A 23502-nucleotide genomic window follows, 5' to 3' on the forward strand; every position below is an offset into this window, starting at 1 on the left:
GTAACTTTGTCATCTCTTTTCCTATGAAAACCCGCTTTCTCCGTTTCCTCATTACGACGAGCGCTCTCGCGATCGGCCTGACGGCAGCACACGCCCAGTCTCCCGTGGCGCGTTCGGCTACGGCTGCCGGTTCCATCGTTGCCGCCAAGGGCGGGGAAGAACTTCGCTTCGTGCGGGAGGACAACTGGCGCGCGGCAGAGTTGAAGCAGGATATTCTCGGCGGCGACACCCTGCGCACCAACGCCATCGGCAATCTCGCCATTCTGTTTGCCGACCGGACGCAGATCAGGGTCGGGCGCAATTCGACCCTGACCGTCAGCGACGTCGCGAAAAATGACGCTGGGACGACCCAGCTCGATCTACAGAGCGGCAACATCTGGGCGCGTGCCGCGCGCGGGGGCACCGGCGTCGACGTCAAGACGCCGGCTGCGGTGGCGGCAATCCGCGGCACCGACTGGTCGCTCACCGTTGACGGGTCAGGAAAAACCGCGCTCGTCGTGCTCGAAGGCGTGGTCGAGCTGAAGAACGCACAAGGGTCCGTCACGGTCCGCCAGGGCGAGGGTGCGGTCGCATCCATCGGAGCCGCGCCGACGAAGTTCGTGCTCGTGAATTCCGACGACCGCGAGCAGATGCTGTTTTACATGACCCTTCGCGACGCCTTCACGTCGATGTCGCTCTCCCCGCTCGAGGGGCCGGCACTGCGCGCCGAGCGCGCGCGGATCGAGGCCATAGCCTCCGAGCGGCGCAAGGCGGAGGACTGGCTGAGCCTCGCCGAAATCGCCTCCTACTTCGATGGTCGCCCCCTCGCGACTCAGGCGCTCGCCGAGGCGCGCCGTTTTTCGCTGAGCGGAACGCAGCGGGCACGAGCCGAACTGGTCGAAGGCGTGCTCGCCGCCGCACAGAGGCGCTGGAAGGACGCTGCCACCCATTTCGCGCGGGCGGAACAAGGCGGCCTCGATGCCAAGCGCCGCGTCGGCGCGATTTACGGCCGCTACATCACGCAATCGCTCGCCGATCCCAAGCGGGTTCAGCCCGAACCCAAACTGAACTCCAACGAGCCGGAAGCGGTGCTGGCCCACGCCTATGTGGTCGCCTTCCGCGAGGGGCTGCCTGCGGCGGCGAAGATCATTAAAGAGGCCGAGAAGCGCTTTCCGCGCAATGCTCGCGTCGCGATCTTCGCCGCGCAGCTTGCCATGGCGCTCAACCAGCGCGAGGACATGCGCAAGGCGGTCGAGCGCGCCGTCGCCATCGACGCGGACGATCCGAACGTCATCCTGACCCAAGCCTCCATTAGAGGCGAGATCGACGGCGAGATCGACAAGGCCATTGTTGATCTGCGCCGCGCCGCTGCCGTCGCGCCGGGCAATACCGACCTTTGGAATGGTATCGGCCTTTTCGAATCGACGAAGGACCGGCCGCTCGCCGCCGAGGAGGCGTTCCGCCGCGCCATCGCGGAAGATCCGGAAAGCCCAGTCGCCTACGCCAATCTCGCGATCCTGCTGCTCGACCAGAGCCGTGTCGATGAGGCCGGCGCGCTGATCGAAAAGGCGCTCGCCATCGATCCCTCCTTTAATGTCGGATACATCGCGCTCGGCCGCTACCTTCTTCAGAAGGGCGAGACGGCAAAGGGACTGGAAGCCATCCTTGCGGGTTCCACAGCCAATCCGGCCTACTCGCAAGGTCTGCTCCTGACTGCCATCGCCTATTACCAGAATGACGATGTGGAGCTTGCGGAACAGGCGCTCGACAACGCCGACCGGCTCGACCCGAACGATCCGGTCGTGTCCATCGTCCGCACCGCCATCGCGCTCGATCAATACCGCGCCGACGAGGCCATCGTGAGCGCACGCGAGGCCGTGCGCCGCTTCCGCCAGCGGGGCGGCGACTTCGCGGGCATTGCGGTAAACCGTCAGGCGGGCTCCTACCCGGCGCAGGCCTATCGGTTTCTCAATCTCGACGAATGGGCGCGCTTTTACGGCGACCGCGTGTTCGACCCCTTCACCGGCTCAAGCTATTTCGACCAGGCGGCCGCACGACGCCCCAGCATCTTCGCCACCAGGCCGACGATCTCATCCGCGCAAGGCGATGATTTCGACCTGACGTCCTACACGCTGACGATCCAGGGGCTCTTCTTCGATCCGCTGGCTGTCTCGGGTCGCGCTGGGCGAACCGACCTGTTGCGCCGCCCCTTCATCGACACGGAATTCGGCGGCAGCCTTCTCGTCCGCAACAACCGGGTCGGCTGGGAAGCCGATGCCAGCGTACAGGGCTTCTCGAACGAGCCGGTGCCAACGTCGTTCTCGCTCGCGGCAGGCCGCGCGCTCGTGGGTCCGAAGAACTCGCTAGACAAGGAGGACACGAGCAACGCCTCCTTCTTCATCGGCATGGCGCCCTCCGCAGCCGACCGCTTCCTGGTCTTCGGCTCAGCCTCGACCCTCGAGCCTGGACTGGTGAAGGTCGACAACGCCACGCGCTTCTTCACCGGCACGCAGGAGCTGACCTCCCTGCAGGCGGGCGCGGGCTGGAGCCACAGCTTCGGCGACCGGAACGTACTGACCGGCGCGGTCTATGCCATTCGCGGCATCGACCAGCGCTATTCCAAGGTCGCGAGCCTTGATCTCTTCCCGTTCCTCGTTTCCGGCGAGCAATGGGCCCGCAACCGAACCGAAGGTGTCACGGCAGCCTTGAGCCACGTGGTCGGCTTTGGCGACTTTACCCTGCACTACGGCGTTGAGGGACAGAAGGGCCGGACGTTCGGGCGCGTTCTCGGCAACTCGCTGACCTTCAACTTCCTGACCAACGAATTCGACACCGTCGATATCGACGATCGGACGAAGACGACGTTCCAGGCCACGCGCCTTTACGCCGATATGTTCTGGCGCCCCTCGGATCGTTTTGAGATCCAGGCCGGGATCGAGGGGGACTTCCTCGATATCGGATCGCGCCGCTCGGAGGACACGGCCGCGCCGCGCATCGGCATCGGCGTGTCCCCCTTCGACGGACAATGGCTGCGCGCCGCCTATCGCCGTGACGGCGTTTTGCCTGTGTCTTTCACGCTATCGCCGGTGACGACGGTGGGCCTTGCTGCCAACAATCTCCCCGTATCGCTCGGCGGACGCACCGACACGATGGCGCTGCGCTGGGATGCGGAATGGACGCCGCAACTTTTCACGTCAGTCGAATATCAGCGGCAGGACGTGAAGGGCCTCGAGGTTCCCATCATCAACACGTTCGACACCGTCTCCATCGACAAAGGCCGCATCGACCGGTTGGCGGCGACGGCCAATCTCTGGCTCGGGTACGGCTTCGGCGTTTTCGGCACGGTCGGCACGTTGTCGAGCGATGTCCGCTCGGGCGATTCATTCGGCGCGGACATCCCCTTCGTTTCGGGCCGCTTCGCGCGGGCGGGTGTCACCTTCGCTCATCCGAGCCGCCTCAAGGTCGCCGTCGCCGCGACCTTCGTCGGCGACCGCAAAGGCAATCTCGCGGGATTGAAACTCGACGACTACTGGACCACCGACGCGAACATTACCTGGGAGACGCCGGACCGACGCATGCTCTTCGGCCTGACCTTCCTCAACCTCTTCAATCAGCGTTTCGAATTCGCACCGGGCGTGCCCGGAACCGGACGCACCTTTGCCGCTACCATCAAGGCGCGTTTCTAGCGCATGATGGGACGACTTGAGCCCGGTTGTCCGACCTCGTCATGAAAGAGCGGATGCGATGACAATGGCCGCGCCCATCGGGTCCGTAGGCAGCAAGGGCGCAGCGGCGTCGGGAACCACTGACGCGGCTTCGCCCTGGCGTCACTTCGCCATGGCAGCGCTGATTGGGGCGCTCCTGATCCCCGTGTCGTTCACCAAGTCGTTCCATCTGGTGGAGATGCGGCTCTACGACTTGTTCTCGATTGTCGGGCCGCCGCGCCCACCGCAACCGGGAGCCGTGATCGTCGCCATCGACGAGCCGTCCTTTTCGGAAGTGGGCCAACGCTGGCCCTGGCCACGCGATCTGCACGCGAAGCTCATCGAGAGCCTGCGCAAAGCGGGTGCGAAGGTCATCGCCTTCGACATCATCTTCGCCGAGCCCTCGGAAGACGAGGCGGACGAGAAACTGGCCGAAGCACTCGGCCCGGATGTGGTGCTGGCGGCGGATGACGTCACAACTCCACTCGATCAGGGCATCCAGACGACGCGCGTCAATCCAATCGACCCCTTTCTCGATGCGGACGTCAGCCCCGGCGTGACCTCAGTTGATCTCGATGGAGACGCCTATCTACGCCGCATGCCGACCTATGCCGATGGTTTTGCGGCGCAGGCATTGCGGCTCAGTGGGCGCGCAGCAACACCGCCGCCGGAAGGCGCGCTGATTCAGTATTTCGGGCCGTCCCGTACCTACCCAACGGTGTCCTATTACCAGGCGCTGGACCCCGAGAATTTTCTGCCGCCCGGCCGTTTCAAGGACCAGATCGTCCTGGTCGGATTGAGCCTGAAGGCAGCAACCTCGGCCGATAGCGGCACGCCGGACAGCTTTTTGACCGCTTATACGCTGACCGACGAGAACCTCACGGCCGGTGTCGAGGTCCATGCGACGATTCTCGACAATCTCCAACACGGCCTTTACGCCCTGCCCGCCCCGCGTCTTGCGATGGCAGGCCTGGTGCTTGCTGCCGCCCTTGCCGCCGCAGCCCTCAGTCGCCGCGGCGTTTCGTGGCGGACCGGTCTTGTCGCGTGCGGGAGCGTCCTGTTCTTCGTTCTCGGCGCGTGGGCCCTTTTGCGGTTTGGGCGCGTCTGGGCCGCGCCCGCGCTGCCCGTGGCCGCCACGCTCACGGTTTTCGGTACGCGCTTCGGCCTCGACTTCGCCCGCGAGCGGCAGATGCGCCACGCGGTTTCCGAGGCCTTCTCCCGCTATCTCTCGCCGGAACTCGTGGCACAGTTGGCGCGCGATCCCGGTGCGCTCAAGCTCGGCGGCGAGCGGCGCAATCTCTCGATCCTGTTCTGCGACGTGCGCGGCTTCACGACGCTTTCCGAAAAGCTGAAGGATTCGCCCGAGCGGCTCACGAGCCTCATCAACCGCCTGCTCGATCCCTTGTCGGAAGCGGTCCTCGCCGAGGGCGGCACCATCGACAAATATATGGGCGATTGCGTGATGGCGTTCTGGAACGCTCCGCTGCCGACGCCGGACCATGCCTTGCGCGCCGTGCGCGCCTCGCTGCGCATGATGGAGGCCGTCACCGAATTGAACGGCGTGCTGCGCAAAGAGCAAGGCGATACCGCGCCCGTCTTCGCGGTCGGGGTTGGTATCAACACCGGCGATTGCGTGGTGGGCAATGTGGGCTCGCGCTGGCGCTATGATTATTCGGTGTTGGGCGATGCGGTGAACCTCGCCTCGCGGCTGGAAAGCCTGTCGAAGGAATATGGCGTCTCGCTGATTCTGGGCCCCGCAACGGCTGAGGCCGTGCGCAATCACTATGTCCTGATCGAACTCGACCGTATCGCCGTGCGCGGGCGGGCGACCGAATCCGCGATCTTCACCGTCGTCGCTCCGGCAGTGGAGCGCACGGCGCCGATGATTGCCGACCTCGAAACCCTCCACCCACGCCTTCTCACCGCCTTGCGCGCCGGACAGTTCGACGAAGCCGCCGTGCTGATTGAACGGTGCAAGATCCTCGCGCCCTCGCTCTCGACCTATTACACCCGTCTGACTGCGCGGTTTTCAGAGCGCGGGGGAGCCCATCCCCAAAAAGGTTGAGCGTCGATGTCGGACGGCTCTCAGATGACGAAGAAGTCCTTATAGGTCATCTTCAGGTTCTTGGAGAGGCGCGCAATCTGCATCTGGGCCGATGGGCCGGTGCCATCTGCGTCGTAGTAGAGGGCGCCTGTCGTCTGATCGTAGATGATATGATCATCGCGATCGTGTGCGGCCTTGCCCTTGTAGAATTCACCCTTTTTGATCTGCACGGGCGCGGCTGCGGAGCCCTTGTTGCCGAGGGCCTTGAACACTGTGTTCCTCAGCCAGATCTGGTCATCTATCACGTTGAAGTCCGTGATGGTGTCGACGTTGCTCGTGCTCGGCCTGGTATTGAACACAAAGGCATCGCGGCCGGACTGGCCTTTGAGCCGGTCGGCTCCAATGCCGCCAACGATGATGTCGTTACCGCTGCCGCCAGTGATGGTATCGTTGCCGCTGCCGCCATAGAGGATGTCGTCACCGGCATCGCCGTAGAGCAGATCGTTACCTAATCCACCCTTGACGGTATCCCGCCCTGCACCGGCTCGCTCCGTGTCATTGCCCGCACCGCCGTTCAGGTAATTATTCTCTCTGTTGCCGGAGAGGACGCCGCTCTTGCCATCTCCATAAAACAGTTCGTCATCAGCCAGAGATGCAGGTGCACTCGTGTAGGTGATGGTATTGCCCGAGTGGATGACGCGTCCGTGCGCCCCGCTCAAGGTCATCGTGTAATCACGATGATCCACGCGGAACGAGAGGATTCCGCCTGAAAGATACGCCGATTTCAAAATGCCGCCGATGAGGACGATGGTCTCGCCATCCTCGATGTCGGTGATCGTGTCGCCGGACAGCGAGCCTGCGGTGCCGGAAAACACGTCCGTGCCGCTGCCGCCCGTCAGAATATCGGCACCTCCACCACCATCGATGGTGTCATTACCGCCATACCCATTGAGCGTGTCGTTTCCTCCACCGCCCACGATCTTGTCAGCGCCTGACAAAGCTATGGCCGGGAGATGGGGATTGTACCGGGAGAACAGGCCTGGATTGGTCTTGAAATTTTCCTGATCCGACAGCGTGTTCGACCAGGTGATCGGAGCTCCGACAGCGGCTCCGAAGACCGCGCTCACAATATCCCCGACCGATATTGCGGTGACTTTCGTTTTATTCATACGGACGGAAAAGGGGATGGTCGCGGCATCGCGTTGCACGATCAGGGCATTGACCTGAATGAGGGTCTGACCCTCCCTCGAGCCTCTGTTAGGCAGGATTTGGATCAAATAGTCGCTTCTCGGCACCCCGGCCAACTCGCCGAAGAGGATCTCAGTCGAGAACCCCACTGTTCCTGCGCTATTCCCGACGATCTCTGCGCCGTCTCTCCGCATCAACGTCATCCCCGCAACGATTTCGCGTCTGCAGCGACAGCCCTGGAATCGACATGCCGCCCGCGCACCTTCCCTTTGGGAAGCTTGTAGAGAATGGAGTTTCTAAAGGAAAGCCCTCCTATCGAGACGCCAGGCATGGAACCCCGGCTCCATCCCCATTTGCTCAGCTGAATCCTCGTGCTGTTGCAAGCTATTTGCAAATATAAACAAAGGCTTGCGCCTTCGCCTTCAGGCTTTATAAGGTCGCCTCCGCAACTCCCTGCCGCCTCGAAATTGTGTGTGACGCGATGGACAAGATCCAAAAACTTGCCATTGGCAGTATTGTCATTGGGACGCTGGTTTTCGTCCTGAAATACGCCGCCTATTACCTCACAGGCAGTATCGCGCTCTATTCGGACGCGCTCGAGAGCATCATCAACGTCGTCACGGCCGTCGTGGCCTTCATGGCCGTGCGCTTCAGCGCGCAGCCGGCCGATGCGAACCATCCTTACGGCCACCACAAGGTCGAATATTTTTCCGCCGTTCTGGAAGGCGTGCTGATCATCGTCGCTGCGCTGACGATTCTGCGGGAAGCCTATTTCGGCTTCCTCTCGCCCAAGGCGCTGGATGCACCGTTCGAAGGCCTCGCCGTCAACGCACTGGCGACTTTCGTGAACGTGGTCTGGTCATGGGTCCTAATCACCCAGGGCCGCAAGCTCCGCTCGCCCGCGCTCACCGCCGACGGGCGGCATCTGTTGACAGACGTCATCACCTCGGTCGGTGTCCTGGCGGGCCTGCTCCTCGTACCTCTCACCGGCTGGTATCAGCTCGACCCGGCGCTCGCCGCGCTCGTTGCGCTCAACATCCTCTGGTCCGGCTGGGGCCTGATGAAAGAAAGCCTCAGCGGCTTGATGGACGAGGCGATTCCCGAAACGATGCTCACCCGCGTGCGCGACGTGATTTCCGGCAATGCGGAAGGCGCCATCGAAGCGCACGATCTGCGCACGCGGCACGCTGGAAAACTGACGTTCATCGATTTCCATCTCGTCGTGCCCGGCGCCATGAGCGTCACCGATGCCCACGACATCTGCGACCGCATCGAACGGGCGCTGAAGAGCGAAGTGCAGGACGCGCAGATCACGATCCACGTGGAGCCTGACAACAAGGCCAAGCACGCGGGCATCGTGGTGCTGTAGGTCCAGACTATCTCAGAGTCACGATGACGTTGCCGATTGAGCCCTGCTCCACCGCTTCGTGGGCAGCCGCAATATCGCGGATATCGAAGCGCGCTCCGATCGCATGGGTCAAAGCGCCATCTTGTTGGGCTTTGAGAATGCCTCTGATTGCGCCGGCCTTCGCTTCATCCCTCATCGAATAGACAAGGATCGTGCGGAGCAGGACGTTGCGGTACATGAATTCGTAGAATGGCAAGGAAGGATACCTGTCAGCGGATGAGGCGTAGGCCGCGATGCTGCCATTTTCCGCGATGACCCGTTTCGTCGTCTCGAGATTGCCCCCAAATTCAACCTCGACGAGGTGATCGACACCCCTGCCGTTTGTCAGATCCAGGACTGCGGCAGCGATGTCGGTCGTGCGGTAGTTCAGAACGTAATCTGCACCAGCTTTGGCGGCATGGGCGGCTTTCGCTTCCCCACTGACCGTCGCGATGACGCGTGCCCCACCCCATTTGGCAAACTGGATCGCATAATGCCCGACGCTTCCGGCGCCGCCGGTGACGAGAACCCATCGCCCCGACACAGGCCCATCCGCGAAGATCGCCTGATGAGCGGTCATGGCTGGGATCCCCAGGCAGGCTCCTTCTTCAAAACTCATCTCGTCAGGCAGAGGCGCCACAAGATTGGAGGGCAGAGCAATCAGTTCGGCGGCTGTTCCAAAAGCACGGTTCCATTGCGCGTTATGCGTCCAGATACGTCTCCCAATCAATTGGGAAGGCCCGTTCTGCCCAACCGCCACAACCGTTCCCGCTCCGTCGCTATGCGGAACGATCAACGGGTGTTCCATCGGTCCACGTCCCAGCTGGCGCCCCTTCACATCCGACGGATTCACCCCCGACGCCTCGACGCGCACCAGAACTTCGCCAGGCCCCGGAATTGGGTCTGGCAGAGCCCCGACCTGAAACACCTCGTGAGCGTCCCCCTGGCAGGTGTAAAAAGCAGCTTGCATAAACACGGTCTCCTGAGCGTTATGGCGTAACTAGATTCCCCGTCGCCGTTCTCCTATTCAGCAAAATGTCGTGAAACCCGGCAGTTCGTCGCCATGAAGCAACAACTCGACGCAAAAGATACGGCGATCCTCGCCGTCCTCCACGCCAATGCCCGTGCCCCTGTCGTCGCAATCGCCCGGCAGGTCGGTCTTTCGCGCTCCGCAACGCAAGAGCGGATTGCGAGACTCGAACGGGACGGCGTTATCCTCAGCTACACAACGGAAACGCGGGAGCCCCACTCGTCGGTGACGGAAGGCTATCTGCTTGTCAGTCTAGGCTCAGGACTGTGCTCGCGCCAAGTCGCATCGATCCGTCGAATCGACGGCGTACGCAGCTGCCGGGCTGTTTCGGGCGAAATCGATGTCGTCGTCCATGTCGTTGCGAGCGGGCCAGACGCGTTCAGTGCCGTGCGCGATCGCGTGGCCGCGCTGCCGGAGGTCGGTTCCGTGAGAACCTGCCTCGTTCTGCCCGGCTGATGCTCTTCGCCGATCAGCGAGGACCCATGACTGCTTGCTTGCGAGCAGAACCCGTGGCAACAATCCCGCCCATGATCGACGGCCGGACCCTGACCAGAACCCTTTGGTGGCGCTCCTTCTAGGAGCGGCCCGTCGTCATGCCTTGCAACGAACGTCGCCGCCATGGTCAGGCCGGCGCGTTCTTAATTTCACAAGACAGGTCTTTTCCATGGCGGCTCCATTTTCCGGAGAACATCGCCATGTCCATCGCAACCGATCAGCGCCCCGTGATCCTCACGGGGGACCGCACCACCGGCCCGCTTCACCTCGGGCACTATGTCGGCTCGCTCAAGAACCGCGTCGCCCTTCAAGATACCTGCCAGCAATTTCTGCTTCTCGCCGACACGCAGGCGCTCACCGACAATGCGGGTGACCCTGAAAAGGTGCGCCGCAATGTGCTGGAAGTCGCGCTCGATTATCTCGCCGTCGGCATCGATCCCGAAAAGACGACGATCTGCGTGCAGTCAGGCCTGCCTGCGCTTGCGGAATTGACGCTTCTCTACATGAACTTCGTCACCGTCGCTCGGCTGGAGCGCAACCCGACGATCAAGGATGAAATCCAGGCCCGTGGCTTCGGGCGTGACATCCCAGCGGGATTTCTCTGCTATCCCGTCGCCCAGGCGGCCGACATCACCGCCTTCAAGGCCACGCTCGTGCCCGTGGGCGAAGATCAGGCACCGCTGATCGAGCAGACCAACGAAATCGTCCGCCGCCTCAACCGCCAGATCGGGCGCCCCGTTCTGCCCGAGGCCAAGGCCCTGATCCCCGACATGGGCCGGCTTCCCGGCGTCGACGGCAAGGCCAAGATGAGCAAATCACAGGGCAACGCCATTCCCCTGTCCGCCACGCCTGATGAGATCCGCGATGCGGTGCGGCGCATGTACACCGACCCCAACCACCTGCGCGCCTCCGACCCAGGCACCGTGGAAGGCAACGTGGTCTTCACCTACCTCGATGCCTTCGATGATGACCGCGCGACTGTCGAGGAACTCAAGGACCATTACCGCCGCGGCGGGCTCGGCGACATGGCTGTGAAGCGGCGTCTGGAGGAGATTTTGCAGACCCTTCTGGCCCCGATTCGAGAACGCCGTGCGGCGCTGGCGCAGGAGCTAGACCATGTGCAGGACGTGCTGCGCACCGGCACCCAACGGGCGAAGGAACTCACGCAGGCAACGTTGGACGAGCTGCGCGAAGCATTGGGACTGTTTGCGTTATGAAATTCAGCGTCGGGAAAATGGTGCCGCAAGAGGGATGCGGAAACTTAGTTTTCTCAATCGTAATTTGTCCGTTATTTTAAGCCCTTTCGGAAAATATTGACTGTATCTAAACGTGTATATAAATTTTTGTACCTAAACCATGTAGTTAAAAGAACAAATAATGGCAGGACGAAAAGGGGATTACCTTTTTAAGCGCGGCGATATGTACTGGGTAAAATTTCAGTACCCAAAAGAATTGGGTATCAAGACGCTCCAACGCACGACAGGCAAGAGAAATTACGATGAAGCGTGGCTTGCGGTCGCGAATGACATCATCGAGCACAAACAATTTCTCGCTCTCCGCAATCAAATCAAGCGCGGCATGACCCAGCAATGGATCATGCCGGAGAGCGACAGTGCCGCACACAAACCAATGCGGGACATGTTTGCAAAACTAAAGCAGGTGATTGAGGAAGGCCGGTCCGTGCTCGACTTGGCGACGGAGGAAGATATCGCCGAGCACGAGCAGGTCCGGGCCATGCACGACAAGCTGAAGGCCACTCTTGCGCAACCGCTGTCTCTGCAAGACATCGTGGAACTCATCACCAGTCCGGCCCGACCGAGCCAGGAGCCGTTTACGACGGTCGAGAACGCGGATGGGACAACTTCCTTCGCCACTCCGACCGAGGTCTTCGTCAACGCCAATGGCAAAACCGTGGCGACCCGACCCAATGAGAGTATCGTCGGTATCAAACCGATCTTCATGACCGAAAATGAGCGGCGGGGCATTCTTATTGCCACTCAACGGAAAGAGCAGTTGACCAACCGGACCGGCGACACCGATTGGCAGATTGTCAACGCGTACATCGACGCCAAGAACAAGTCCAAGGCGTGGGAGAGAGAGGCCCGCGAAGTCTATGAAGACTGGCGGCGGATCGTTGGAAAGACGTTCAATCGAGCGGACCTCCCGGACGGCGAGAAACTGGCACAATACTATCTAAAAGAGCACGTGCCGCTGAAAGCCAGGAAGACCGGCGTGCAAGGCATCAAGACCGCGACCGTTGCCAAAAAACTCAACTTTCTGTCCGCGCCGATAAACCACCAGCTTAAGAATAAGAATCCGAAAATTCGTTTCAATCCATTCCGAGGCGTCGTGCCGGACGTCCGCGACGCTACGCGCAAGTCACCTCTCTATAATGAGGACCTGAAGCGTATCGACAGGAACCTCGACAAGCTCGGATCGAACGAACGATTGTTGTATCTCATCTGTCGACATACGGGCTGCCGTCGCGGCGAAGCGTGGCAGATCGAGGAGACGAGGGAGAAGGGGCTGCGCGTGATCTGGTTCGGGTCCAAGAACGAACAATCGGTCCGTCGCATCCCGATCCCGGATGCTCTACTGCCCCACCTCCCGACGCAAATTGATGGATCGTTGTTCACGGACGACCCAATAAACGTCGGTAAGAATCTCAACCGAGCGATGCGGCGCTTTGGGATCACGGACGAAACAAAGACGCTGCATTCATTCCGACACCGGGCCAAAGACCGGCTGCGCGCCGAGGCTTGCCCCGTCGACGTCCAATGGGCCATCCTCGGCCATGAAAAGAAGACCGTCGCGGATGGATATGGCAAGGGGTTCGCGATGACCGTGCTTAAACCGTACGTGGAACTTATCGGATGCTATGACGAGGCGAGCTTCGCTCCCGATCCGGACGCATATAATGATGACGCGGACACTTGATGCGCTTAAACGCGATGTGCCCTTGTTTTGAACAAGCCCGATAACGGTCAGTTATCGGGCTTCAACCATCGCCTTCACGACTGACGAGGAAAACGGGCGTCCACTGGCGGCCTTATATCCTTTACGCGCAAGTTCATCCGCGATTTCCCGGAGCGACCGACATTTGCCTGTCTTGGGTGAACGGCGGCGGAGGCGCTTCGCCTCAGAGATCATCTCGGGCCGCGTCTCTGCATGTGATTTCCGGCCCTCGACCTTCACGCCTGTGGCTCGCTTCCTGTCACGAGCGGCCCGCAATTTCTTCACGAGGCGCGTCTTTTCCAACTGAGCGAACGCGCTGCCGATCTGCCGCATGGCAACTTTCATCTCGTCGTCCGTTTCGGTGAGATCGTCGCCATTGGACGCGAGCACGCGAACATTGCGGGCTTTCAGCACTAAAATGGCAGTTTCTTGAACGAGAACTGAGCGAGCAAGGCGGCTTGCGTCCTCAACGAGGACTACGCGAATTCCATTGCCTTCGATCCGGTCGAGAAGGGCAGAGAAGCCGGGTCTCGTCTCAACGGGGTCCGCACCGCTTACGGCGGCGTCATAGAACTCCTCAACAATTTCGAACCCGACTTGTTTTGCATGCGCCTGAACGGCCTCACGCTGGCGGCGCTGGCTGTCTTTATCCGGGCCAACGTTGGCGGCGCTGGAAGTCCGATAATAGGCAACGACTTTGACAGTTTCTTTATGTGCTTTTGCCATAATTTGTAAGAGTTTAAACTCATAATATGTTCTGATTTCTGAAGAAATAAGAACAACTCGACCATGTGTCAACGGCCTCGCTCCATGCTGCTCCATTAGGAACTCAAGCTATAGGTCGAGGATTAGGACCGGATGTCGTCTTCGCGTTCGTAGGAGGTCATCTCGATAAACCCGATCTTCAGTTTGCGAAAAAAGACCCGAGACCGCTGGCGCGGACGCGGGCTCATCATCTGCCAAAGCTGGAGGGCGAACGAGATGATCGTGATCGCGGAGAGCATCCAGTCCCCGATGTTTTCAAACACAGGGCGGGAAGATTCGTACCGACAAAAAAACCCGCCATGGGCGGGTTCGGCGCAGCGCACACTTTCGAACACTACATTTCAGTAGTATCGCATTGTCACGCTTGTTTCAAGCGAAGGGAATGATCAGCCGATCTTGGCCCTGATGTCGGCAATTCGCTTGTTCGCCGACGCCTGAATATCCCTGATCTTCTGCTGGCGGTTCCGATCCGCAGCCGCCTTCTTCATCGACTGTTCTGGCGTCATGGGCTTAACCGGCTTCGTCTCGGTCAGTCGGTCGTGCTTCATCCGCCGAAGCAACCGGAATAACAAGACAATGTCCTGCTTCAATTTCAGGATATCGTCCTGAACCTGCCGCTTGATGGTTTCGCGACGGTTGGCCAATCGTCGGTGTTGATCGTCGAGATAGTTCGTTAGATGGCAATGCCGCATTGTTCTTCTTCTCCATGATTGCCTTCATGATTGTCATGATCTGAGGCTTTTGGGGGTTATCTTGATTATTTAACTGGGTCTCATCGGCATCTTCATCGAACCCAGACGCTACAAGGCTTTCCTCATCATCACGTGGACACCAGAGAGCCCGCGATGAGACCGACGCGACGATCATGTTGGATAGCCCTACATTGTCGATCAAGCGGTCCATCCACGCGTCCCACTCAGGCTCACGGTCCATCAAGCGACGGGTTGGCCGCCCCTCCCACGCTTCGCTGTAGTAGCTCCACAACTTCGTGCTATAGCTCGCCAGCCGGGTGAGATTTTCCGCGACTGTTCCGTCCTCCCAAATCGAGGCCGAATGCACCCGGCGCGGTCCTGGCCAGCACTTACGCATATCGCGAACGAGGAGGTCAGGTTTTGCGTGGCCCTTGCAGTCCACAACAGCGTGCAAGTGAACGACGATAAGTCGCTGATCGGGTGCCAGTGAGTTGGGATCGACCCCGGCGAGAGTGCCAATCAGATCGCGTTTGGTCTCGCTCCCCAAGAGTTTCGGATGCACGAGGTCGATCTCGACCACGCCAGCCCATCGGGTGCCGCGCTTGAGGTATCCCGACATCATTGCACAAGCCCGCAACTCGTCGGTCAACTGCTCGATGATCTTGATGACCTCATCGGAGAGATCGTCGCCAAGCCTGACCACCCGAACGGCCATGATCAATGTGATCCAGCGCAGCCGCTCGCGTTGCGTTCGTGCCATGGTCAGGTAAGCAGCGTCGACGGTCGTCCGCCATGTTTCGATGTCCATTGCGCTGCCCTGAGTTACAGAGGCAGAGATCGCAGCCACTCATTCGCCTTTGAGCATGAGGCTTTAAGATCGTCGTCATCCGCGTAATATCGCTCGATTGCAGTGTGAACTGCCGCTGGCTGCATAAGCCTGCCGGACCGCCACACGGCGCGCACTGACAGCGCCCAACCCTGATCCGCGTGCTCGATCAAATAGCGTTTGGTCTGCGCGTCGGGCGGAACCCCGCACCGGTTTCCTATAGTCCGAGCCGAGATGTACGCGCCCTCGATGGCCCAGACGCTCTCCATCTCATCCAATAAATAATTACTAATAAAACGCTGGATAATTAATTGATTATCAAAATTGTAGTCCAAACTTACCTTTCAAAACAATTACAAAGCAATGTCGTAATTATTTCACAAATACTTTTATCCTACAATATTTAACATAATTGAATTGAAGAGCATGTTTGGCAGTACACTCATAAAAATCTATGGAGAAATGCTCGCATTGGGCCTTACGAGGTCAAAACGCGAATTCGCCCGAAGATGGCTGGGGCGCGGCAAGACCTACCTGCGAGACTTCGAATTTCGTGAAGGAAGGAGCCGAGAACGAGTGTCGCTGGACACAGTTTCTACGTTACGGACGCGGCTCTGCGCGATATCTGCCCGTATGCCAGACGGCATTTGCGCGGAAATTGCGGGCATCGTTCACGACATTGATTGTTCTGTCGCGGTTGCCAATTTACTGATGCGAGCGCCCCAAACGTCCAGGGGCGAGACATGAAAATTGATTTTCTGAAAACCGCCCGTGCGATGCCTCGCCCGGCGAAAAATTAGTTTTCCGTCTCGACCAGTTGCGCGACCGTGACGCCGAGGGCACGGGAGATGTGCCAGAGGGTCTTAATGGTTACGTTCCACTGACCGTTTTCCAAGCGGCTTATGTAGGCCTGATCGAACCAGTCTTCAGGCGCGCCGCCCTTAAGACGTTTTACCAATTCATCTTGTGAAAGGTTCGCGGCGAGGCGGTATTTCCTCACGTTGCGACCCACTGCCGTTTGAATGTCCATGGCCGAGACGGAGCCAAGGACAGGCAGTTGACGCTATGTCGCATACTACATATGAAATGATGCTACATTCTATATGGAAATGTTCCTAATCATGCGGTTCAATAGGCAATTGAACCGGTAAAATCTAATAGCGACAGAGGCGAGCGGTGACCGTTTTAGCAGTTACATCATCTGACAATTATGGCGCGCCTCTGCCTTACGAGGTCTACCGCGTACAAATGCTTTTTCAGAGCGTGACGTCTGCCTCCGTCCGGTTCAGTTCGCCGACGACGCTCGTGCTGGGCACCGCCTCCGGGGATCGGCTCGTTCTGGCCGGTTCGGATTTTGTTTTCGATCCTATGCAGGCAAATCCATGGCTTGGTGGCACTATTAGTTCCATCCAACTCTGGTCCAGAGCATACGATCACAAGATCGTAGAAATCAGCGATTTTAACATCGCATTGGCCGATTTTGGACCAGCCCTGGACTCGCCAGCCGGTCCGGCAGGTCTCCTGTTCGGGGGAGATGACAGCGTTGTCGGAGGCACGGGGCAAGACGCGCTCTTTGGCGGCGGAGGCGATGACACCATTCGCGGTGGCGCAGGAGACGATGATATCAGCCCCGGCTGGGGGTCGGACATCGTCGATGGCGGTGACGGTTTCGACTACGTCGGTTACGGGGAATCCGACAAAGGCGTGAACGTCGATCTCGGCCTTGGGACGGTGTTCGATCCATGGGGAAGCATCGACCGGCTTATTTCCATAGAAGGTGTCTCGGGGACCGCGTACAATGACACACTGACCGGCAACAATGGAAACAATGGGTTCTACGGAGAAGCCGGAAACGACAGCCTGAGCGGCCTAGACGGCGACGACCTCTTTTCACCCGGTCGCGGGGCTGACACTATCCTTGGCGGCTCCGGCTTCGATACAATCATGTACTCGGACTATGCGGGAACCGGGAAGCTGAATGCAAATCTTTCGACCGGCATTGTGATCGACCCCTGGGGCGACACCGACCATGTGTCCGGTATCGAGCGCGTCCGTGGAACCGGGAACGATGATACTGTTATCGGCTCCAATGCGGACGAGACTTTCGAGGGATTAGGCGGCGCGGATAGCTTCGACGGCGGTGGTGGAAATGACACTGTTAGCTATGCCCGCGACAAGAGCCGGGGCGGCATGCACGGTGTTACCGTCGATCTTGCGCTCGGTACGGCCAAAGACGGCTTTGGAACGACAGACACCTTCGTCCGCGTCGAGAATGCGACCGGAACGGACTTCAACGATGTTCTTCATGGCAACGCACTTGCCAACGTTCTCACTGGCAATGCTGGCAACGACTTCCTGGATGGCCGCGATGGGGCCGATACGCTCAAGGGCGGTCTCGGTGATGATACCTTCTACGTGGACCGCGCCTTAGATGTCGTTGTGGAGTTTGCGGGCGAAGGAACGGACACCGTTTATGCGAGCGCCAGCTATACCCTTAGCCTTGAGGCAGAGGTCGAGGTTCTGCGGACAATCGATCAAAATTCGTCTCAGGCCATCAACCTGACAGGTAGCTCCTTCGCCAACAAAATTCTCGGAAATACTGGGAACAACGTGCTCAACGGCATGGGCGGTGCGGATACCATGGCCGCGTTTGCCGGCAACGACACGTACTACGTTGACGACGCAAACGATCAGGTGATCGAAAGCGCGAGCGGCGGTCATGACATCATCTATGCGAGCGCGAGTTTCACCCTCGGCGCGTCTGTGGAAGTGGAATATCTCGAAGCCATAGGAAGCGGAAGGATCAGCCTCACGGGCAACGCTTTGGCGAATACTCTCGTCGGGAACGCTGGGTCTAACCGGCTTTCGGGCGGCGGAGGCCGCGATATTCTGACCGGCGGTGCGGGCAAGGACACCTTTGTCTTCGACGTGAAACTCTCGAAGGCGAACCTTGTTCAAATCACCGACTTCAACGTCAAGGACGATACGATCCAGTTGGCGAAAACAATTTTCTCGAAGATCGCAAAGAAGGGGACGCTCGCGAGCGGTGCATTTTGGATCGGATCAAAGGCTCATGAGGCTGATGATCGAATTATCTACAACAAGAAGACAGGCGCGCTTTTGTACGATGCCGATGGGTCGGGAAAAGGTGCGGCAATTCAAATCGCCACAATCTCAAAGGGCTTGGGCCTGACCCATAAAGACTTCTTCGTCATCTGACGGAGTTGGAGCGAGAGATTTGGCCGCACCTGAACCGGGGGCGATTCGTCAGAAAATTGTTTTTCCTGATCGCCCCCGCTCAAGATCGGCTTTCACGCGGCGCGAGAGTTTGTATCTAAAAGCTGTAGCTATTGCAGCTAAATGCGCCGCTAAGTCATTGAAAAACAATGATGGTGCCGCAAGAGGGATTCGAACCCCCGACCCCCTCATTACGAATGAGGTGCTCTACCAGCTGAGCTATTGCGGCGTCGCGATCATGCGATCTGGAGAGGGCGACCTCATAACCTCAAGCCCGGCGCTTGGCAAGGGATGCCAGACGCGGGTGTGTGCCCTTTGGAGCATTTTCCGGCAAAGTGGACACCGGTTCGGCGAAGAAAATGCGGCAAGAACAAAAAGATAGAGCATCCGATCTGATCCTATCAGATCAGAAAGTACTTTAGCGAAAAAGCCCCTTGCGCGCCGGGGGTGCCTCCTCTGGGGCGGGGACATCCGGCGGGGTCGCGGGAAAGACGACAGGCTCAGGAGTAGCTGGGACAGGCGGCGCCGTCTTCTCTCTGACGGGCGGCTCGACAGCTTTGGCCACAGGCGGGGCCACCTCTTCTCTAGCCGCCGGGGGCGGTGCAACCGGAGCGGGGGGCAGAGCTTTCGGTTCCTCGTCAGGATCGGCGGTCACCTCGTCGCTCATCATCAGTTCGGGCGCGATGAGCACCTCCGGCGGGGCTTCCCAGACGAAAGCATCGAGACGACCGGTGACGGGAGAGATCGGAGCCCAGTGCTCCGACACGACGCCATCGGCGATCCAGGCCGGATCGCGCGGCGCGCGCGTGGCGCGGGCGAGCCATTCGCGGCCCTTACCCGTCGCGCCATGCTCGGCCTGCTCCAGATCGGACATCAGCAGGCAGACCCGCATGGTCGGGCGGTCGGCGATGAGAGGGTCGAGGGCGGCGCGGGCGCGGCCAAACTCGCGCGCTTCGAGCGCGGCGCGGGCGACCGCGAGGCGGCCTTCCGCCGCGCCGTTCGAGAGCCTGAGCAGAGTGTCGGCGCGCTTCAACCGGTCGAGGGCCGAATCGCCAGGACGGAGATTGAGATAGACATCCGCGAGATCCGGATGCGGCTCATTGCGCCAGGCGGTTTCCACCACCTTGGCGGAGCGGCGCAGCTCGCCCTTGTGGGACAGGAGACGGCCGGCCAGCGCGGCAGCCGGAACGAGGGTTGGCGCCAGTTTGACCGCTTCCTGCGCGCTGTAGAGCGCGCCCTCGGGATCGTGCTCGACCCGGTCGAGTGCGTCGGCGGTCAGGAGCACCGCGCGATGCCGCTTCGCGGTCGCCTTGTCGACGAGCCCCAGCGAAGCGCGGCGTTCGATAGCTTCCAGCGCCCCGCGCCAATCGCGGTCGGCGCAGCGGGCTTCGAGTACCGCATCGCTCGCCCAGGAGGCGGCAGGTGCGAGGCGGATCGCCTCGGCGGCGTATTCGCGAGCGGAGGCAGCATCGCCGCGGCGGCGGGCCTCAACGAACAGGCCGCGTAAGCCCAGCACCCGCGTCTCGTCCTTGTCGATCATCTGGGTGAAGGCGGCCTCCGCGCCTGCCCGATTGCCGGAAACCTGCGCCGCCTGCGCCTTCAAAAGCAGCGCCAGCGGCTCCTGGCCGAGCAGGCGCTCCGCCTCGCCCGCAAAGCGGCGGGCGGCAACGGGATCGCCCGCGCCGACAGCAACCATGCCGCGCGACACGGCCTGATAGCCCCGCGCCCGGCGGCGCGCCCGTGAGGCGAAGGTCAGGCGGGAGGGGAGTCCGATGACGGCGGTGATCACCGACCAGAGCAGGGTCAGGAGGAGAGCGACGCCGATCAACGCGACTGCCGCCACCGCGACCGAGGTCTGAATCTCATACCCGCCGAAGGTGACGAGCACCGTGCCGGGCCGGTCGGCGAGCCAGACCGCACTGAGGGCGGCGACGCAAAGAAGACCGATGAAGAGGAGAGCACGCCACATGACCGGCTTTTCCTTTTATTGCGTCGAACGGTTGAGGGCGGTCAGCGCCTCTTCGGAGATCGCGCGGGAGGCCTGCTGCGCTCCCGCAAGAGCCGCAGCCCGCTGCCCCCAATCCTCGGAGGCCTTCTGCGCCGGCTCGGGCAGAGAGGCCCAGGCTGCCGCCGCCCCGCCCATGTCGCCCCAGGCGAGAGCCTGGCGGATGCGGGCGAGAATGGCCGGAGTGCCCACCTCGCCCGGTTCGGTCACGGGCCGAACCGTCACGACCTTGTCGATCATGCGCCAAAGCCGATCGGACCACGTACTGGAGGCCGCGCGCTCTTCCCGCAGGATCTGCGCTTCCAGAGGCTCGAAGCTCTGGAGCATGGCGGAGGCGGTCGGCGCACCCTTCGCAGCGAAGGGCTCCAGGGCTTTCAGCTTCTCCGGGTCGGACCCGGTCTTTTTCAAGCCTTCCAGAAGATCGGAAAAGGGCATGCCGCTGCGAAGCGCATCGCCCAGGCGCTCGGCGAGCACAAGGCGGATGCCGGCCTGGCCCGCCGATTCGACGTTTCTGCTGTTCTCGGCGATCTTTTGGGCGAGAGCGGCGACACGCTGATCCTGCTCGGCCGTGCGGCGCGTGAGGGTTTGAACGGCGTTGCTCACGTCGGCGGTGCTTTGCCCCTCGGTACGGGATTGATCCTCGAGCGCGGACAAACGCTTCGTCAGATCCAGCACCGCCACGTCGTTTTGCGGAGCGGGTGCCACGGCGAGGGGGCGCTTTATGGCTTCCTCAGCGCGCGTCGACGCCCTTTCTGCCGTGGCCTGCGCGCCCTGCAGACGCTGGTCGAACACGGTTCGGGCTGTCTCCAGCGCTTTGACGCGCCCATCGAGGGTCTGCAGGGTGCCCGGCTGGCTCAAGGCCGCGATCTTCTGCTCCAGCTGGGCGATCCGTGAATCCTCCGCCCCGCGCCAGGCCTCGAAGCCATAGACGAGCCCCGCACCGACAAGGCCGCCGATCAGCCCGGCCCCGATCAAGGCCGCTGTCTGATGGCGATGGATCGGCGGGGACGCAGGCGGCGGCAGAGCCGCCCCTCCGATGGAATCGGTGCCCGCCCCTGAATCGAACGTCTCTTCCGGCTGCGCCAACGTCTCCTCGGACATCCGCTCCGCCTCAGCGGCAGTCCTCTCGCCGCTCCGCGCCCCGTTATCGATGACGGTCGCCCTCAGGTCGATAGTCGCCGGTTCCCGCGTCGTCTTTTTGCGGGTGGAGTTCGGGGCATTGGGATCGGATGAATCGGTCACGGGTCCCTCTTGGCGGTCGCTCTGCGGTCTCGATGGGGCAAGCTTAGGCGCTGCCTTTGGTTCCCTCCTAAGAGCAGATGGTAAAGGAACCGGTCACAACCGTCACGGCAGGCGCTCCAGCAGCGCCAGAATCGAGTCTTCATCCGGCTGGGACGCGGACATCGTCTCGATTCCGAGCGCCTCGAACGGGGCCGCCACATCCGCCGACAGACAGAGCTGTGGGACGGATTTTAGGGCGGCAAGCAGCCCCGCCTCCTGCGTCAGCCGCAGAACGATGTCGGCACTGCGGCGGGAATAGTGGAGCGCGGCATCGATCTGGCCAGCGGAAAGCGCCTCCCGGGCGGAGGGTGGCAAGGCCTCGACGGCTTGCGCCTCGTAGGCCCGCCAATGCGCCACCGAAAAGCCGGCAGCGCGCAACGAGGTGGCTGGCTCGGCCTTATGATGCCGCGCCGTCACATGCAGCAGTTTCAAACCGGGGCTCAACGCATGACGGATGAGCGCAGAAAGCGATATCGCATCCCCATCCGCCACGAGGACGGAGGAGAACCCGGCGTCATGCACGGCAGAGGCCGTATGCGGCCCCACCGCGAAAACCGGAATCCGTTTGTCCTCCACCGTCTTCAAGGCTTCGAGCGCGTGGGCGCTGGTGACGATCAGCGCGTCCCAAGATTCTTGCGGCATCTCGTGTGGCATCGGCTCGCCGGTCGGCACGATGCGTGTCACGGGCGCGATGAGCGCCTCGGCTCCAAGCGCCGCGAGGCGCTGGGCGGTGCGTTCGGCATCCTCCGGCGAGCGGGTGACGAGAATGCGCATCAGGACTCGGTGAACCCTGCAGGCATCCGGGCGCGAAGATCGAGCCCCGCCTCGCGGCCAAGCGCGGCGGCGTCGGCGGGCGCACCGCGCCGCACGACTTCCAGGCTTTCCGAGCCGTCAGGACGCATCACGAGACCGCGGATTTCAAGGTCAGAGCCAACCATACGGGCATGGCCCGCAATCGGCGTGCGACAGGAGCCGTCGAGCACGGTCAGAAAAGCCCGCTCGGCCGCAAGCGCGATGCCGGTCGGCGCATCGAGGATCGGCGCGAGAGCCTCCCGCGCCCGCTGATCATCGGTGCGGATGGCGATGGCAATCGCCCCCTGCCCCACTGCCGGCAGGAAGTCGTCGGTTTCGAGCACCGTCGTCACGTGATCGGTCAGGCCGAGCCGCCGCAGGCCCGCCATGGCGAGCAGGGTCGCGTCGACTTCGCCCCGCTCAAGCTTGTCGAGCCGCGTCTGCACGTTGCCGCGAAGCAGAGTGACTTTCAGATCCGGCCGCAGGCGGCGGATCTCCGCCTGCCGCCGCAGCGAGGCCGAGCCGACGACCGCACCGGCGGGCAAATCCCGAAGACTCTTGAAGCGGCGGCTGATGAAGGCATCGCGCACGTCTTCGCGCGGCAGGTAGCCGGCGATCACGAGGCCCTCCGGCAGAACGGTCGGCAGATCTTTTGCGGAATGGACGGCGAGATTGAGCGAGCCGTCGAGAAGGCCGATATCCAGCTCCTTCGTGAAGAGGCCCTTGCCGCCTGCTTCCGAGAGCGCGCGATCCTGAATCGTGTCGCCGGTGGTCTTGATGATGGCCAGCGGCAATTGTTCCAGTGTCCAGCCATGGGCGGCGACCAGCCGGTTTTGCGTCTCGTGAGCCTGGGCGAGCGCGAGCGGGCTGCCGCGCGTGCCGATGACCAGGGCGGATGAATCGGCCATTCCTGTCGTAAACTCCTGCAAGCGACATCCGATCGTGTCGGGCGCGGCGGACTATAGAGCATGATGCGAAAAAGTGGACGCCACTTTTTCGCGAAAAATCATGCGGTGCCAGAAACATAAGAACGCTTTTCGATTCCATCGAAAAGCGAAATGCTCTAGGGGGAGGATATGGGGGCGCAAAGCCCGACAATCACCGCGAAGGACCTTGTCGACG

18 protein-coding genes and 1 tRNA gene are annotated in these 23502 nt (G+C 61.2%); 8 read left to right on the top strand and 11 right to left on the bottom strand.

The window, feature by feature from the left end:
- Positions 1–23 precede the first annotated feature (23 nt).
- Positions 24–3665, top strand: coding sequence for a FecR domain-containing protein (locus tag HB375_RS01595; RefSeq protein WP_167671202.1), 3642 nt, complete (start codon positions 24–26; stop codon positions 3663–3665).
- A gap of 58 nt (positions 3666–3723) precedes the next feature.
- Entirely contained in the window at positions 3724–5748 is a 2025-nt protein-coding gene (locus tag HB375_RS01600) for a CHASE2 domain-containing protein (protein ID WP_246728287.1), read from the top strand.
- 20 nt (positions 5749–5768) lie between these two features.
- Here the strand turns inward: HB375_RS01600 and HB375_RS01605 are convergent, their stop codons facing one another.
- Positions 5769–7109 (bottom strand): calcium-binding protein, encoded by a 1341-nt coding sequence (locus tag HB375_RS01605; protein WP_167671203.1) that lies wholly within the window; start codon positions 7107–7109, stop codon positions 5769–5771.
- A gap of 287 nt (positions 7110–7396) precedes the next feature.
- On the opposite strand from HB375_RS01605, the gene HB375_RS01610 reads away from it, so the two are divergent.
- Entirely contained in the window at positions 7397–8284 is an 888-nt protein-coding gene (locus HB375_RS01610) for a cation diffusion facilitator family transporter (RefSeq protein WP_167671204.1), read from the top strand.
- Between the two features lie 7 nt (positions 8285–8291).
- On the opposite strand, the gene HB375_RS01615 is transcribed toward HB375_RS01610, so the two are convergent.
- Positions 8292–9272: an NADPH:quinone reductase gene (locus tag HB375_RS01615; RefSeq protein WP_167671205.1), complete on the bottom strand. Its 981-nt coding sequence runs from the start codon at positions 9270–9272 to the stop codon at positions 8292–8294.
- A 93-nt stretch (positions 9273–9365) separates the two neighbouring features.
- Between HB375_RS01615 and HB375_RS01620 the strand changes: the two genes are divergently transcribed.
- The 3 genes from HB375_RS01620 (at position 9366) to HB375_RS01630 (ending at position 12764) form a co-directional block, all read left to right on the top strand.
- A complete protein-coding gene (locus HB375_RS01620; RefSeq protein ID WP_167671206.1) occupies positions 9366–9788 on the top strand; it encodes an Lrp/AsnC family transcriptional regulator in 423 nt (140 codons plus the stop codon).
- A 239-nt stretch (positions 9789–10027) separates the two neighbouring features.
- Positions 10028–11044: a tryptophan--tRNA ligase gene (gene trpS / locus HB375_RS01625; RefSeq protein WP_167671207.1), complete on the top strand. Its 1017-nt coding sequence runs from the start codon at positions 10028–10030 to the stop codon at positions 11042–11044.
- Positions 11045–11204: 160 nt separating this feature from the next.
- A complete protein-coding gene (locus tag HB375_RS01630; RefSeq protein ID WP_167671208.1) occupies positions 11205–12764 on the top strand; it encodes a hypothetical protein in 1560 nt (519 codons plus the stop codon).
- A gap of 51 nt (positions 12765–12815) precedes the next feature.
- Here the strand turns inward: HB375_RS01630 and HB375_RS01635 are convergent, their stop codons facing one another.
- The 3 genes from HB375_RS01635 to HB375_RS01645 all read right to left on the bottom strand — a co-directional run bounded on the left by HB375_RS01635 (position 12816) and on the right by HB375_RS01645 (position 15047).
- Positions 12816–13604 (bottom strand): recombinase family protein, encoded by a 789-nt coding sequence (locus HB375_RS01635; RefSeq protein WP_246728288.1) that lies wholly within the window; start codon positions 13602–13604, stop codon positions 12816–12818.
- A 26-nt stretch (positions 13605–13630) separates the two neighbouring features.
- Complete coding sequence (locus HB375_RS01640) at positions 13631–13882, bottom strand: hypothetical protein (protein ID WP_167671209.1); 252 nt, start codon at positions 13880–13882, stop codon at positions 13631–13633.
- Between the two features lie 175 nt (positions 13883–14057).
- Positions 14058–15047 (bottom strand): hypothetical protein, encoded by a 990-nt coding sequence (locus HB375_RS01645; protein WP_167671210.1) that lies wholly within the window; start codon positions 15045–15047, stop codon positions 14058–14060.
- Positions 15048–15491: 444 nt separating this feature from the next.
- Here HB375_RS01645 and HB375_RS18560 point away from each other — a divergent pair, with 444 nt between their 5' ends.
- Positions 15492–15812, top strand: a complete 321-nt coding sequence (locus HB375_RS18560) for a DUF6626 family protein (RefSeq protein ID WP_425515152.1) — start codon at positions 15492–15494, stop codon at positions 15810–15812.
- Positions 15813–15861: 49 nt separating this feature from the next.
- Here the strand turns inward: HB375_RS18560 and HB375_RS01650 are convergent, their stop codons facing one another.
- Entirely contained in the window at positions 15862–16095 is a 234-nt protein-coding gene (locus HB375_RS01650; protein WP_167671211.1) for a helix-turn-helix domain-containing protein, read from the bottom strand.
- 146 nt (positions 16096–16241) lie between these two features.
- On the opposite strand from HB375_RS01650, the gene HB375_RS01655 reads away from it, so the two are divergent.
- Positions 16242–18284: a hypothetical protein gene (locus HB375_RS01655; protein ID WP_167671212.1), complete on the top strand. Its 2043-nt coding sequence runs from the start codon at positions 16242–16244 to the stop codon at positions 18282–18284.
- Positions 18285–18455: 171 nt separating this feature from the next.
- On the opposite strand, the gene HB375_RS01660 is transcribed toward HB375_RS01655, so the two are convergent.
- The 5 genes from HB375_RS01660 to hemC form a co-directional block, all read right to left on the bottom strand.
- Positions 18456–18531: transfer RNA gene (locus HB375_RS01660), tRNA-Thr, on the bottom strand.
- Between the two features lie 189 nt (positions 18532–18720).
- A complete protein-coding gene (locus tag HB375_RS01665) occupies positions 18721–20271 on the bottom strand; it encodes a heme biosynthesis protein HemY (RefSeq protein ID WP_167671213.1) in 1551 nt (516 codons plus the stop codon).
- A gap of 15 nt (positions 20272–20286) precedes the next feature.
- Positions 20287–21549 (bottom strand): COG4223 family protein, encoded by a 1263-nt coding sequence (locus HB375_RS01670; protein ID WP_167671214.1) that lies wholly within the window; start codon positions 21547–21549, stop codon positions 20287–20289.
- Positions 21550–21651: 102 nt separating this feature from the next.
- Entirely contained in the window at positions 21652–22362 is a 711-nt protein-coding gene (locus HB375_RS01675) for a uroporphyrinogen-III synthase (protein ID WP_167671215.1), read from the bottom strand.
- On the bottom strand, positions 22362–23288 hold the full coding sequence (gene hemC / locus HB375_RS01680) for a hydroxymethylbilane synthase (protein ID WP_167671216.1): 927 nt from the start codon (positions 23286–23288) through the stop codon (positions 22362–22364). Before hemC ends, HB375_RS01675 begins: the two co-directional genes overlap by 1 nt.
- Between the last annotated feature and the right edge of the window lie 214 nt (positions 23289–23502).

The sequence above is a fragment of the Microvirga terricola genome, from assembly GCF_011777495.1.
In the GTDB taxonomy this organism is placed as follows: domain Bacteria; phylum Pseudomonadota; class Alphaproteobacteria; order Rhizobiales; family Beijerinckiaceae; genus Microvirga; species Microvirga terricola.